This window comes from Sanguibacter massiliensis, from assembly GCF_900240335.1.
GTDB lineage: Bacteria > Actinomycetota > Actinomycetes > Actinomycetales > Cellulomonadaceae > Flavimobilis > Flavimobilis massiliensis.
Map to the genome: position 1 here is coordinate 1,428,194 of NZ_LT964979.1, position 14,885 is coordinate 1,443,078.

Below are 14,885 nucleotides of genomic sequence, written 5' to 3' on the forward strand. Positions count from 1 at the left end.
TCTCCCCCTCGCGCAAGAATCCGCCCGTATGGCTGCTCCGGATAGCCATACGGGCGGATTCTTGCGCGAGGTGGGGCGGGTCAGGGCTGGCACACGGTGAGCCGGTAGACGGTCGCGGTGCCCTCGGAGTCGACGACCTCGACGCCCTCGGTTGGCGCCCGGTGCAGTCCCGGCGCGCCCGCGTCGACCTTCGCGCCGTCCGCGGGCGTCGCCGTGTCGACGTAGAGGTGCGTGATGCCGTTGCGGCGCACCGCGTCGCACACCGCAGGGTCCGTCACGAGATCCGAGAACGAGGCCCGCAGCAGCCTCTGGTCCGCGGTGAGGTTCGACACCGACAACTGCGGCAGGAACACACGACGGTCGGCGACGGCCCAGACGAGGGCCGCGCCGTTCGCCGGGTCCCCGACAACGAGCGCGTCCGGCGGTAGCACCCGGTCGAGGCGACCGAGCAGCCGGACCTCGTCGGGCGAGAGCATGTGGCCCCAACGCGTCGCGCCCGGCTCGTAGGCCTCCGCGAACCGGCCCGCCGTCGCTGGCGCGGTCCACGGCACGGACGTCACGAGGGCGAGCACCACGATGCTCGCAGCAGCGCGCGACGTCGTCGCACCCCCGGCCCGCACCACGGCGGGCACGGTCCCGTCCCGCCACCCCAGGCGACGGGCGATGACGCCCCCGAGCACGAGGCAGCCGAGCGCCGCGAGCGGCACCGCGACGACCGGTAGGACCGCCTGGATCCGCGCCGGCTGCGAGTACCAGAGGCCCGTGAGGACGCGTAGCGGCATCGGCGGACCCGCCGCGAGCGCCGTGAGCACAACGACGAGCGCCCACGCACCCACGACCCACGTGATGCCCTGCAGGTCGGCGCGCGCACGCTCAACCTGCGCCGCCCCGCTCCCAGGACGCACCGGCAGCCACGGCACCGCACCGATCCGGGCACGCAGCACGACGACGATCCCGGCGATCGTCGCGACCGCGACGACGAGGTCGCCGACCGGCCCTGACAGCGGCTGGTCGATGAGCACCCCGCCGATCGTCGCCGGGTAGAACGCCTTCGTCGCCCGCGGGAACGAGAGCATGTTCTGGACGGTCGGGTTCGTGAGGACGACGACGAGCCCACCGACGAGCGCCACGCCCCCGACGACCGCGCTCACGACGACCCGTCCCCGCTGCCCTGCCGCCCAGCGGCGCGACGCGGCGTGCGTGAGTGCCGCGAGGACGTACGGGCCGAGGAGCAGCCCGAGCGAGAAGATGCCCGAGCCGTGCGCGAGGCCGACACCGCCCGCCGCGGTGAGGACGACGAGCACGGTGACGACGAGCCGTGCCGGCGCCGTCGCCGGCACACCACGGTCGACGCGGGCGCGGCTCGCGACCGCGAGCGCCGTCGCGCCCGGGACGAGCGCGACCGCGAGCGCGTATGGCCACTGGGCGAGCGTCGAGAGGACGACCGCGGGGAACGCGCCGAACGTCGCGACGAGGAGCAGCGCGAGCGGCGTCGCCGTCCACCAGCGCCACAGCAGCACGCGCACGAGCGCCGCGATGCCGAGCGGCCACACGAGCCCGCCGAGGACGAACGTCGACGCGTTCGCGGCGAGCGTCACGGAGCCGCCCGCGGGCAGCAGCGCGACCATCGCGTGCCACACCGCCGGGTAGTAGACCTTCGGTCCGATCTCGCCGTAGAGAGGCCGCATCGCGCCCCGGTTCGACGCGAGCCCCGTCTCCTGCACGGCGCGCACCCCGTTGAGATGGAAGACCGCGTCCCACTGCTGGAGCACCGCGTCCGGCGCGCCCATGCCGAGCACGACGGGCACGCAGAGGAGCAGTGCCGCGACGGCGAGCGACGCGACGACCCACGGCCAGCGCGCGCCCCCGAGCTCGAAGCGACGAGCCCACAGCCCCGCGGGTCGCAGGCCGCGCGAGCGCTCCTCACGGGCGACCCAGCGGCCGAGGATCCACGCGACGAGGACCGCCACGAAGAGCGCCGCGCCGATCGGGGCCCACCCCCACGGCACGCCGAGCATGCCGGCGAGGAAGGCGGTCACGCCGACGAGCGCGACGGAGACGGGCGCCGCCCCGCCGACCGCGAGGAGCCCCCGCACCCCGGCACAACGCAGCAGCGTCCACCCGGGCACGACGAGGAGCGCCGCGAGCACACCCGCGGGGACGAGGACAGCTGCCCAGCTCATGCGCGTCGTGGGCGCCCGGACGCGGTCACGACGCCGTGCCCTGCCCGACGACGACGCGCGGCGTCCCCGTCCACAGCGCGGCGTCGGTGATCCGACGTCCGTCGACGAGGAGGCGCACGCCCGGCACGTCGGCCGGGGCCAGCGTGCGGTAGTCGGCGTGGTCAGTCTGGACGACGACGAGGTCCGCACCGTCACCGAGGTGGTGGGCGGCGAGGCCGAGCGCGGCGAGCTCGTCGTCGGAGTAGAGCGGATCGTGGACCGTCACGGACGCGCCGCGCGCCTCGAGCGCGGCGACCGTCGCGAAGACGCCAGAGAACGCCGTCTCCTTGACGCCGCCGCGGTAGGCCGCACCGAGGACGACGGCGCGCAGGCCGTCGAGGCTGCCGAGGAGGTCCGCGGCACGGGCGACGGTGCGCTCAGGCATCGCGGCGTTGACCGCGCGCGCCTCGCGCACGACCGATGCGTCCGGGTCGACCGAGAGGTAGAGACGCGGGTAGACGGGGATGCAGTGCCCGCCGACGGCGATACCCGGCCGGTGGATGTGCGAGTACGGCTGGGAGTTGCACGCGTCGATGACCGCGTAGATGTCGATGCCCGCCTTCTCAGCGAACGCCCCGAACTGGTTGGCGAGGCCGATGTTGACGTCGCGGTACGTCGTCTCGGCGAGCTTGGCCATCTCCGAGGCCTCCGCGGAGCCGAGGTCCCACACGCCGTTGGGGCGCGGCAGGTCGGGGCGCTCGTCGAACGTGAGGACGGCCTCGTAGAAGGCCGTCGCGCGCGCCGCACCCTCGGCCGAGAGCCCGCCGACGAGCTTGGGGTACTTGCGCAGGTCCGCGAAGACACGTCCCGTGAGGACACGCTCAGGCGAGAAGACGAGGTGGAAGTCCTCACCCTCCGTGAGGCCCGAGCCTGCCTCGAGCATGGGCTTCCAGCGACCACGCGTCGTGCCGACCGGGAGCGTCGTCTCGTAGGAGACGAGCGTGCCGGGTGTGAGGTGCCTCGCGAGCTCGGTCGTCGCGGCGTCCATCCAGCCGAAGTCCGGCTGGGCCGTGGCCTCGTCGACGAAGAGCGGCACGACGAGCACGACGGCGTCCGCTCCCGGCACCGCGTCCGCGTAGTCGGTCGTCGCGCGCAGGCGGCCCGCGGGGACGAGCTCCGCGAGACGTTCGGCGAGCTCTGCCTCCCCCGGGAACGGCTCACGCCCCGCGCTGACCGTCTCGACGGTCGTCGGGTTGACGTCGACGCCGACGACCTCGTGCCCCATGCTCGCGAACTGCACCGCGAGCGGGAGTCCAATCTTGCCGAGGGCGATGACTGCGATGCGCATGGGGGTCCTTAGGACGAGGTCGCGGGGTGCGGCCGGCGCGCGGCCGACCACCCCGAGCATATCGACGCACCGCGCCCCGCGGAGCGGCGGCCACGTCGTGTCCGGGCAGCGCCTGCGACCTCAGCGAACGAGGACCGACGCCGCCATGAGCCGTAGCGGAGCCTCGCGTGCCAGCGCGCGACGGAGATCGCGCGGCACGAGCGTCGCGGGCGTGCCGTGACGGCGGCGCCGATCGGAGAGCCGGGCGAGCTGCTCGGTCGTCGCGCCGGCGGCGATCGCGTCGAGGAGGTCGCGCTCGGCGCGCGAGAGCACGTCGAGCACGGTCGGGGCGAGCGCGACGACCGCGTCGGCTCCCGCCGCGAGCGCGGCCCGGTCCGCGTCGTCGAGGCCCGTCGTCCGACGGTTGTGGACCGCCGCGAGGACGTGGATCCGCACGAGCTTCGCGGCGACGGCGGCGCGCACGCGCGCGTCGGCGTCGCGCAGCTCGGGACGTGCGACGAGGTCGAGGACGGGTACGAGGTCGTCGGCGACGGGCCGGACCGTGAGCGTCACGCGTTCGGCGGCGTCCGCGCCGATGACGTAGGCGGGCCCTCGCCGGTCGAACGCGACGCCGCGCGCACCGGCCCACAGGAGCGTCGACGGTGCGAGGTCCTCCCCCGACGGCAGCCCCGGGGTCATGCGCAGCCCGAGCCGGTCGAGCGCAGCGCGCGAAAGCAGCCCGAGCGGGGCTGTGCGGTACGCGAGTCGGTCCCGCACGAGGTCGAGCCCGCGCGTCCGCCGGGGCCGGGCGGGCGGCGTTGGCACGACGGCGCCCGCGGCGTGCCGCAGCCGCGGCAGGACCGCCTCCGCGCCCGTGCGGGCCGCGAGAGCGAGCCACGAGTCGATCGCGCCGACCTCGAGGACGTCGTCCGAACCGAGCACCGACACCCATGGGGCGGTCGCCGCATCGAGTCCGGCGTTGAAAGGCCCGGCGGGGCTCGGCACACCGTCCGCGAACGGCAGGAGGCGCACGCGCGGGTCCTCGGCGAGGACGCCGAGCCGCTCCGCGATCGGCTCGAGCGGCGTCCCGTGGCACACGACCGTCACCCGCACGGGGGCCTCGGTGAGGACGACGGAGAGCACGGCGCGCTCGACGCGCCGCTCGGGCGTGTGCACAGCGACGACGACGTCGACCTCGGGCTCGTTCACGTCCCCAGGGTAGGGCGTGCGACTACTCTCGGGGGCGTGCCCGCCTCTCGTCCCGACGGTCCCGCCGACGCGGCCCGGCCCGTCGCCGGTCCTCGTGTGCTCCACGTCAACGACGTCGCGGGCGTCGCGACGACGCTCGTCGCGACGGCCCGGGCGCGCGGCCTCCCGTGGGACCTGCGGCGCATCCCCGCGGGACGGGGCGCGCCTGCGCCGGTCGTCGCGGCGCGTCGTGCGCTCGACCTCGCCGGGGCCGTCCGCCCGCTCGCGCGCGCCGACGTCGCGCACCTCCACTACGGGGTCACCGGCTACTACGGCTGGGTGACGCGCCGCCCCGTCGTCCTCCACCTGCACGGCACGGACCTGCGGGTCGACGCGCGCTCACGCTGGCTCGGTCCCGTCGTGCGCGCCGCGCTGCGCCGCGCGGACCTCGTCCTCGTCGCGACGCCCGACCTCCTCGACCTCGCCCGCGAACTGCGCGACGACGCGATCTACCTACCCAACCCCGTGCCCGACGCGCTCTTCGCGACGCCCGCCCCGGCTCCCGACCCCGCGGGGCCGCCGCGCGGCACGCGCGTCGTCCTCAACATGCGGTGGGACGACGCCAAGGGCGGCACGTCGCTCGTCACGGCGGCACGCGCGCTCGTTGCCGACGGGCTCGACGTCGTCGGCCTTGACTGGGGCACGTACGCGGCCGACGCTCGCGCGGCGGGCGTGCGGCTCGTGCCGCTCCAGGACGCGGCCGGGTTCCGGGCGCTCCTCGCGGGCGCCGACCTCGTCGTCGGGCAGCAGCGCGCGGGCGCACTCGGCATCTCCGACCTCGAGGCGCTCGCGCTTGGGCGGCCGCTCGTCGCGCACGTGCGCGGCGACGAGCCCGTCGTCGCGTCGGACGAGCGCACGCTCGTCGACGTCGTCCGCGCGACCCTCGCGGCGGGGCCCGACGACTCCGCCGCGGCCCGCGCCGCACGCACGACGTGGGTGCGGGAGCAGCACGGGGCCGAGCGCATCCTCGACCGGCTGCTCGGGCTCTACGCGACGCTCTGACCTGCGCGCGCCGGTAGGCTCGCGGCGTGAAGATCCTCTCCGTCGTCGGTGCCCGTCCGCAGTTCGTCAAACTCGCGCCGGTCGCGCACGCGGCCGCCGCGGTGGACGTCGAGCACGCGATCGTCCACACGGGTCAGCACTACGACCCGATGCTCTCCGACGTCTTCTTCCGCGACCTCGGCATCCCCGCCCCGGACCGTCACCTCGGCGTCGGCTCAGGCGGCCACGGCGCCCAGACCGGGCAGATCCTCGCCGCGATGGACGACGCGATCACGGAACTCGCGCCCGACGTCGTCCTCGTCTACGGCGACACGAACTCGACGCTCGCCGGCGCCCTGTCCGCGGTGAAGCTCCACGTGCCCGTCGCGCACCTCGAGGCCGGGCTGCGCTCGTTCAACCGGGCGATGCCCGAGGAGATCAACCGCGTCCTCACCGACCACGCCGCCGACCTGTGCCTCGCGCCGACGGCCGTGGCCGTCGAGCACCTGGCCGCCGAGGGCCTCGCGAGCTCGACCGTGCTCGTCGGCGACGTCATGACCGACGTTCTGCTCGAGGTGCGCGAGCGCGCCCTCGCCGACACCTCGGCGGTCGACGCCGTGCTGGCCGCGGCCGGGCTCGCCCGCGGCGAGTTCCTCGTCGCGACCCTCCACCGCGCCGAGAACACCGACGACCCCGCGCGGCTGCGCGCGATCGCCGCCGAGCTCATGGCGCTGTCCGTGCCCGTGCTGCTGCTCGCGCACCCGCGGCTCGTCGCCCGCTCCGCCGAGGCGGGCGTTGAGTGGTCGGGCGCTGTGCGCCTCCACGCGCCGCTCGCCTACCCCGAGCTCGTCGGCGCGGTCCTCGCGTCGCGCGGCGTCGTCACCGACTCGGGCGGCCTCCAGAAGGAGGCGTTCCTCCTGCGCGTACCCTGCACGACGGTCCGCACCGAGACCGAGTGGGTCGAGACCGTCGAGCTCGGCTGGAACGTCCTCGTCGACCCGCGCGACCCGTCGGGCACGGCCGGCGGCACGCCGCTCGGCGCGGCCGCCGCACGGCCTGCGCCCGCCCCGACCGAGGCGACCCCGTACGGCGACGGCCACGCAGCGCCCCGCACGATCGAGGCGCTGCGCGCGCTCGTCGAGCGACGCGCCTGACGTCCGGACTGCTCGCCGACCCCTTCGGCTGGCCGCAGGGCTCGCGTTACGCTCGGGTGACCGGGTGTCGGTCCACCGGCTCCCCTGGTCCGGGAGGTCAACGATGTCCGCGCTGGTCCACAACTACGAGCCCCTGCACGTCGTCCTCTCCCGCGGCGAGGGGGCGTGGGTCCACGACACCTCGGGACGCCGATACCTCGATCTGCTCGCCGGGTACTCGGCGCTGAACTTCGGCCACCGCCACCCGGCTCTCGTCGCCGCCGCGCACACGCAGCTCGACCGGCTCACGCTCACGTCACGCGCATTCGAGCACCCACTGCTCGAGCCGTTTGCCGACGCGCTCACACGCCTCACGGGCACCGAGCGGTTCCTGCCGATGAACACGGGCGCGGAAGCCGTCGAGACCGCGATCAAGGCCGTGCGTCGCTGGGGCTACCTCATGCGCGGCGTGCCGGACGGCGAGGCGACGATCGTCGTCGCCTCCGGCAACTTCCACGGCCGCACGACGACGATCACGTCGTTCTCGACCGACCCGGACGCGCACGACCACTTCGGTCCGTACACGCCCGGCTTCCGCGTCGTCCCGTACGACGACATCGAGGCCGTGCGGGCTGCGATCGACGCGACGACCGTCGCGGTGCTCGTCGAACCGGTCCAGGGCGAGGCCGGAGTCGTCGTCCCGACGCCCGGCTACCTGCCGGCGCTGCGCGCGCTGTGCGACGTCACGGGCACGATGCTCGTCCTCGACGAGGTGCAGTCCGGACTGGGGCGCACGGGCACGACGCTCGCCGCGCAGCTGAGCGACGTGCACGCCGACCTCACGTGCCTCGGCAAGGCGCTCGGCGGAGGGATCCTGCCGGTGAGCGGCGTCGTCGGGCGCGCCGACGTGCTCGACCTCCTCACGCCCGGCACCCACGGCTCGACCTTCGGCGGCAACCCGCTCGCGTGCGCGGTCGGCCTCGCGGTCGTCGGGCTGCTCGAGCCGGGCGACCTCCAGGAGCGCGCACGCACCCTCGGCGCCCGCCTGCACAACGGCCTCGACGAGTTGCGCCGGGCGGGGCTGCTCGACGCCGTGCGGGGCGTCGGGCTGTGGGCTGGCGTCGACGTCCCGGACGCCTGGGGCGTCACCGGGCGATCCGTGTGCGAGGCGATGGCCGGCCGCGGCGTGCTCGCCAAGGAGACGCACGGTCGCACGCTGCGGCTCGCACCTCCCCTGACGATCCGCGCCGAGGACCTCGACCACGGGATCGCGATCCTCGGCGAGTCGCTCGAGTCGCTGCGGCCGTAGAGCCTGCGACTCAGATGTCGTAGACCGCCGTGAGCGGGGCGTGGTCCGACCAGCGGGTGTCGTAGCTCGCGGCCCGACCCACCTCGATCGACCGTGCGGCGTCCGCGAGCGCGGGCGTCGTGAGGTGGTAGTCGATGCGCCAGCCCGCGTCGTTGTCGAAGGCCTGCCCACGGTTGGACCACCACGTGTACGGGCCCGGCACGTCCCCCGCGAAGCGTCGGCCGAGGTCGACGAAGCCGAGCTCGTCGAACCACACGTCGAGGTACGCGCGCTCCTCGGGGAGGAAGCCCGCGCTCTTGAGGTTGCCCTTCCAGTTCTTGATGTCGTTGTTGCGGTGCGCGATGTTGATGTCGCCCGCGACGACCGTGAACCCGCCCGCCGAGGCAAGTTCACGCATCCGTGCCGTGACCTTCTCGAGGTGCGCGTACTTCTCGTCCATCTTCGGGGTGCCCGCCGTGCCCGAGTGGATGTACGTCGAGACGACCGTGAGGGTCCCGCCCGACGGCAGCTCGACGTCAGCCTCGACCCAGCGGCCCGTGTCGACGTCCGGCTCGACCTCGGCGAGACCGATGCGCGCGGCCGACAGCGGCAAGCGCGACGCGATCGCGACGCCCGCGCGCCCCTTGACGGTGCACGCCTGGTGGACGACGTGCCAGCCGTCGCCGATGAGCGACCGCACGATGTCGTCGGGCGCCCGCACCTCCTGGACGAGCACGACGTCCGGCTCCTCCGTCGCGAGCCACGCGTCCATGCCCTTGCGGTAGGCGGCACGGATTCCATTGACGTTGACCGTCGTGACCTTGATCGACACGGGTCCTCCTGCAGGTACGGACGGGCGAGGCCGGGGTCGCCCGGCGCCCACCATCCTCCCCCATGCCTCCGACATCCCGCACGAGCGCCCGGAGCAGCACGGCGGGGCCGTGCGCTCGCGCGCACGACCCCGCCGTGGAGAGAAGCGTCAGCGGATGACGCGAGTCACCTTGACGGTCTTGCCGGCGGTGCCGTCGGTGCCAAGGTACGTCACCGTGTACGTGTGCCGGCCAGGACGCGGCTTCGAGAGCTTGACCGTCGCGCTGCCCTTGCGGAGCGTGACGAGCTTCGAACCTCCCTTGTCGACCCGCACCGACACCTTGCCCGTCGGCGTGTAGCCCTTCGCGCTCACGCGCACCGTGAGGCTCCGACCGTCACGCGCCACCGTGACGGACACCTTTGGCTTCGCCTTGACGACCCGGAGCGTCGTAGCCTTCGACATGCCCGCGAGCGTCGTCGAGGTTCCTCCGTAGCGAGCCGTGAGACGGTGCGTGCCAACCTTGAGGGTCTTCGGCAGGGTCACGGTGACCTTGCCCGTGCGGCCCGACACGCTGAGCGTGGCTCGCGCGATGCGCTTCGAGCCGTCGTAGATCCCGACGACGCCCCGGGGCGCCGAGGTCTTCCCGACGACCGTGACCGTGACCTTCGCCGCCCGGCCGTAGTCGACGCGAGACGGTGAGACCTTCGCCTTCACCGTGACCTTCGACTTCTCGACGGGCTTCGCAGCGATCGTCACGAGGCTCGTCGCGGACGTCGACCCGGCGTACGCCGTCGGGTCGGTCGGCACGAACCGCGCGGAGAGCCGGTGGACGCCCGCGGTGAGGCTCGACGTGCGGTACGTCGCGATGCCCGAGGCCACCGTGACGCGTCCGAGGACCGTCGCCCCGTCGAGAAGCTCGACGACGCCGGCGGCGGCCGGCGTCACGCGAGCCGTGAGCGTGAGCTCGCGACCCTCGACCCGGTCACCCGTGACGCTGAGCGACGTGCTCGTGCGCACCGGGTCGACGACGACCGGGGCCGTCACCGTGAGCGGGATCTCGACGACGGTGCCCGACGGCGCGACCGTGAGACGGAGCCTCGTCGCACCTGCGGCCCCCGCGGGGACCGTGCCGGCGACCGTGGACGTACCCTCGGTGACGGCGAACGTGCCGAGGCCGACGCCTGCCGTCGGGAGCGTGCCCCCGTGGAACGTCGCGGTGATCTCCGTGTTGCGCTTCGCGCCGAGGCTCGTGAGGTCGAGACCGCTGACGTCGAAGGAGAGCGCCGTGCCCGCCTCGACGGTCGCCGGGTTGCCCGTGACCCCGACGGCCCGCTCCGCGAACGACGGGCTGAGGCCCGGGTTCGCCGTGAGGTAGGCCATCCATGCGTCACGGTCGATGAGGCCCGAATCGACCGTGCCCGTGCCCTGAGTGAAGACGCGGAAGTTGTCGCCTCCGGTCGCGAGGAACGAGAACGTCCCGACGCGGAAGGAGTCCGACACCGTGACGAACGCGCCGTTCACCGTGATCGACGTGATGCGGTCGCCGAGCGGACGCGACTCGTCGAACGTGTACGAGACGTTGTCCGACAGCCCGAGTTGCAGGTACTTGCGGGACGGGATCGTGCCGTCGGGGTTCGTCTGCCACTGCTGCTCGAGCAGTGTCTTGAGCTGCGCACCCGTGAGCGTCGTCGACCAGAGGTTGTTGACGAACGGGAGCACCGCGTTGGCCTCGGCGAAGGTGACGATGCCGTCGGTGGCCTCCTCGCCGCTCTTCGCGAAGAGCAGGTCGCTGCGCAGTCCGCCCGGGTTGACGACGCCGATGTCGGCGCCGGCCTGGACGCCCGAGAGCGTGTCGCGGAGCGCGTTGGCGACGAGGTTGCCGAGCGTCGACTCGGCGCCACGGTTGTCACGGCCGTCGGTAACCTTCGGTCCCGGACCGACGTAGCCGTCGGGGCCGTAGGAACCACCGGAGAACGCGGTCGTGATGTCAGCGGTGACGGAGCCGACCTGCTGCTTGCCGATCTCGTTCGCCTCGGCGAGCGCCTTGTCGACGATCGACTTCACCTCGGCGACGCGCGGGAACTCCGCGACGAGCGCGTCGTCGGCCGTCGTCGACCGAGCGACGTTCCGTGCGGTCGCGTCGGTGACGGCGCCCGTCGCGCGGTCAACGGTGAGCTCGACGACGCCGACGTTCTCGCCGTAGCTGCCCGTCTGCACGATGGGGCGGGTTCCGCCGCCCGTCACGGGTGCGAGCCACGCGTACTTCTTGTGGGTGTGGCCCGTGAAGATGACGTCGACGAGCGCCGACGTCTCGGTGATGATCTTCGCGAACGCGCCGCCCTTGGCCAGCTCGGCCTCGAGCGTCGTGCTCTCCGTGTCGCCGGCCGAGGCTCCCTCGTGGAACTCGGCGACGAGGACGTCCGCCTCGCCGTTCGACTCGTCGCCGTCCGAGAGCTGGGCCGCGACGCGGTTGACCGCCTCGACCGGGTCACCGAAGTCGAGGTTCGCGATGCCAGCGGGCGTGACGAGCGTCGGGGTCTCCTGCGTGACGGCGCCGATGACCCCGATGGTGAGGCCGTCCTTCTCGACGAGCGCGTACTCGGGCAGCGCCGGATTCCTCGTGCCCTTGGCGTAGACGTTCGCGCCGAGGTACGGGAAGTCGGCCGTGTCCGTGACCCGGCCCGTGAGGTCGGCGATGCCCTGGTCGAACTCGTGGTTACCGACCGCGGAGGCGTCGAGCCCAAGGGCGTTGAGGACCTCGAGCGTCGGGGTGTCCTGTTGGAACGCCGAGGCGAACAGCGACGCACCGATGTTGTCACCCGCGGAGAGGAAGAGCGTCGAGCCTTCCCCCGCCGACTTGCGCAGCTGCTCGATCGTCCCCGCGAACTTCACGGTGTTGCTGTCGATCCGACCGTGGAAGTCGTTGATGTTGAGGAACGTGAGCTTCGAGGTCGCAGACGCGTCGTTCGCCTGGAACGCGGCGATGACGGGGTCGTGGTCCGACGAGCGGAACGCGCTCTCGTCGTAGAAGAGCTTGCCGTGACTGTTGTAGCGCGAGTACTCGAGCGCGATGGACTCCGGTGCGTTGATGTTCCAGATGTCCGCGCCGGTCGCACGCTCGAGCATGGAGGCGTTGAGCAACACGTGGTCGAGCGAGCCGGAGAGGCCGGAGAACGAGTAGGAGTACTCGGTCGCCGGGTTCTTCACCTGGGCGTTCGTGTAGCCAGCCTCACGGAGGACGTCGATCGGGTCCTCCTGGGCGTAGGAGTTGAAGTCGCCGAGGAGCGCGACGTCGTTCACCGTGTGACCCGCCGAGGCGAGGTCGGCGAGCGCGGTCGGCACCCAGGCCGCGAGCGCCGTCGCCTGCGCCTTGCGCGAGGCGTTCGAGGCACCCTGCCCGTCACCCGAGTCCTCGTCGCCCTGCAGCGGGCCTGCCGAGCCCTTCGACTTGAAATGGTTGACGACCGCGAGGAACGGCTCGCCGCCGCCCGCAGGCGCGAACGCCTGCCCGAGCGGCTCGCGGGCGTTGACGAACGGCTCGCCGGAGCCTGAGAGGTCGCCGAGGGCGAGGGACGGACCGACCGGGGTGACCTCGTCCTCCTGGAAGATCATGGCGTTCGTGATGACGTCCTGCTCGCTCACGGGCGGCAGGTCGGCGGACGAGCGCACGTAGTCCCAGCGGTTCGTGCCGGCCTTCGCGTTGAGGGCGGCAACGAGCGTCGCGACGGCCTCGTCGGGCGTCTCGCCGAGCTTCGCGGAGTTCTCGATCTCCATGAGGCCGACGACGCTCGCGTCGAGCGCGTCGATCGCTGCGACGATCTTCGCCTCCTGGCGGGCGAGGCTCGCCTCGTCCCACGCGCCGCGCGGCCCGTTGCCGGGGCAGCTCTTCACCGTGATGCCGCGGCCTGCCCGGTCGGTGTACGGCGTGCAGCCGGCGACGTCCTTGCCGAGCGTCGTGAAGTAGTTGAGGACGTTGAACGACGCGACCGTGAGGTCGCCGTCGCCGAGCGACGCGGCCGACGGCTTGTCGGTCCGCGTGTCCTCGAACGACGCGGTCTCGTGGCCGGGCGTCACCTGCGACGTCGGGTTGAGCTTCCACGTGTTGTTGCGGAAGTCGACGACGAGCGGGGCGTCGAAGGTCACCTTCGCACCCACGCGCACCGGGTCAACGAGCGAGACGTACGGCGGCGTCTGCGACTGGTTCGCGGACGACGTGAAGTTCGTCGACGCACCGTCGTCGAGGACAACGCCGCGCGCGGTGTTGTCCGCCGCGACGTCTGCGGCCTCGGCGCTGCCGGGTCGCGCGAGGTCGGTCGGCTGGCGCAGCGGCGTCGTGCCGACCGCGAGGCCGACCTCGCCGTACTGGTTCGTCGAGTACGTGTTCGAGACGGTCATGGCGCCCTGCGGCGCGATGAGCATCGACTCGATCGCCTCACGGTCCGTGTCCTTCTCGGGCCAGGCGATCTCGAGCGGGACGGCGTCGCCGGTCCCGTACGGGTCGGCCACGACCTTGAGCCCTGGGCCGGCGATCTGGGTGAGTCCGTTGAACTCGGCGGCCGTGCCCGTGACGATGACGTGGTCGCCGATCGCGTGGCCGCCCGCGCCGTTGCCGGAGCCGAGGTAGACGAAGACCGCGTCCGACGCATCCGGGGTCGTGTCAGCACCCGGGGTCTGGACGACGATGCCGTTGAAGCCGCCCGTCTCGTAGGCGGCCGTGACGACGCCCTTCGTGCGGACGAGCTTGCCGGCGAGCGGGGTCGCGTCGCCCGTGCCCTGGATCTGTGCGATCGTGCGCTCGAGCGCGCCGTCGCCGGGGCCGCCGGTGGGCTCTTCGGTGGGCTCTCCGGTGGGCTCCGGGTGTGGCTCCCCGCCCGGCTCCGTCTCCCCCTTCGCGTTCGTCGGCGTCGGGGTGCCCGCGGTGAAGTCGTCAGCGTTGTTCGCGGTGTTGACGCCGTTCGCGCGGCTAATCGACGTGCTGTTCGAGGGGGCAGGTGCCGGCCCGGTGCCGGCGAACGCGACGCCGGTGCCGAAGCCGACGAGGTCGACGACCGCGTCGTCAGCGGCGCACGCGGCCGCCTGGCAGCTGAGCTCGGTGGTCGAGCTGACGAGCGCGACGTTGCCCTTCGACCCTGAGAGGTTGAGGTTGCCCGTGGCGTCGGCGGCCGGGAGCGCCGCCCCGGTGGCGCCGCCCGACGCGAGCTGCACCAAGAACGTGGCGCCGACGGGGATCACGCCGGAGAGGTCGAACCTGTTGTTCCAGGCCGTGCCCGCGGCGGCCGCGTACTGCAGGCTCCAGCCGCTGAGGTCGGCCGGCGTGGTGCCGGTGTTCCTCAGCTCGACGAAGTCGTGGCTGAGGACCGCGCCCGAGTTGCCACCACCTCCATAGACCTCGTTGATGACGACGGACGCCTCGGGCGAGACCGCGGCGGTGGCCGCTCCCGCCGTCACGAGACCGATGGTCCCGATCATCGAGGCGCTGGCGAGCGTCGCGACGACGCCTGCCCTCACTGGGTGCTGACGCATGGAAAAACCCCAATCTCGCACGTGCGCCGTTGCACGCGCTGGTCGACGGTGGGGACAGGCTCAGCCTGTTCCACGCCCGTCGCCACCGCATACGGCGCCCTGGACGTTCTCAGGGAACTCCGCGAGGGTGTCCGCGCTGGGGTCGCGGGGTGAACGTCGGCGGGCGGGCGCATGTCGGGTGGTGCGCGTCGGCGCAGGTCAGCGAGGCTCGCCGCCCGCCGACGGACGTGGTGCCCGCAGGCGGCGACGTGGACGTGCGCCGCTTCGCGTCGCGGGGGTGAGCACCGGGGTGACCTTGGGAGCGGTCCCGCCATGCGGCCGCTGGTCTCGCGCCATGGGACGAACGTCCCGGTGCGCACCCATCGCATCTACGACGAACGACCGGCCGTCCCGGGCCACGTCCGCGCTCGGC

8 protein-coding genes are annotated in these 14,885 nt (G+C 73.2%); 3 read left to right on the forward strand and 5 right to left on the reverse strand.

Annotated features, from left to right (window positions below):
* Positions 1-80 precede the first annotated feature (80 nt).
* The 3 genes from C1729_RS06700 to C1729_RS06710 form a co-directional block, all read right to left on the reverse strand.
* On the reverse strand, positions 81-2,183 hold the full coding sequence (locus C1729_RS06700) for a DUF6541 family protein (RefSeq protein WP_102509253.1): 2,103 nt from the start codon (positions 2,181-2,183) through the stop codon (positions 81-83).
* Positions 2,184-2,208: 25 nt separating this feature from the next.
* Positions 2,209-3,510, reverse strand: a complete 1,302-nt coding sequence (locus C1729_RS06705; protein WP_102510566.1) for a nucleotide sugar dehydrogenase — start codon at positions 3,508-3,510, stop codon at positions 2,209-2,211.
* A gap of 120 nt (positions 3,511-3,630) precedes the next feature.
* On the reverse strand, positions 3,631-4,698 hold the full coding sequence (locus C1729_RS06710) for a glycosyltransferase family A protein (protein ID WP_165375442.1): 1,068 nt from the start codon (positions 4,696-4,698) through the stop codon (positions 3,631-3,633).
* Between the two features lie 36 nt (positions 4,699-4,734).
* On the opposite strand from C1729_RS06710, the gene C1729_RS06715 reads away from it, so the two are divergent.
* From C1729_RS06715 to rocD, 3 genes are all read left to right on the forward strand, one after another.
* Positions 4,735-5,739 carry a glycosyltransferase family protein gene (locus C1729_RS06715; protein WP_102509255.1) on the forward strand — a complete coding sequence of 335 codons (1,005 nt, stop codon included), beginning with the start codon at positions 4,735-4,737 and terminating at the stop codon, positions 5,737-5,739.
* Between the two features lie 26 nt (positions 5,740-5,765).
* Complete coding sequence (gene wecB / locus C1729_RS06720) at positions 5,766-6,872, forward strand: non-hydrolyzing UDP-N-acetylglucosamine 2-epimerase (RefSeq protein ID WP_102509256.1); 1,107 nt, start codon at positions 5,766-5,768, stop codon at positions 6,870-6,872.
* 103 nt (positions 6,873-6,975) lie between these two features.
* A complete protein-coding gene (gene rocD / locus C1729_RS06725) occupies positions 6,976-8,160 on the forward strand; it encodes an ornithine--oxo-acid transaminase (protein ID WP_102509257.1) in 1,185 nt (394 codons plus the stop codon).
* Between the two features lie 10 nt (positions 8,161-8,170).
* Here the strand turns inward: rocD and C1729_RS06730 are convergent, their stop codons facing one another.
* Together C1729_RS06730 and C1729_RS06735 are read right to left on the reverse strand one after the other, a co-directional pair.
* Entirely contained in the window at positions 8,171-9,025 is an 855-nt protein-coding gene (locus C1729_RS06730) for an exodeoxyribonuclease III (protein ID WP_102509258.1), read from the reverse strand.
* A gap of 93 nt (positions 9,026-9,118) precedes the next feature.
* Positions 9,119-14,473 carry an ExeM/NucH family extracellular endonuclease gene (locus C1729_RS06735; protein ID WP_102509259.1) on the reverse strand — a complete coding sequence of 1,785 codons (5,355 nt, stop codon included), beginning with the start codon at positions 14,471-14,473 and terminating at the stop codon, positions 9,119-9,121.
* Positions 14,474-14,885 lie beyond the last annotated feature (412 nt).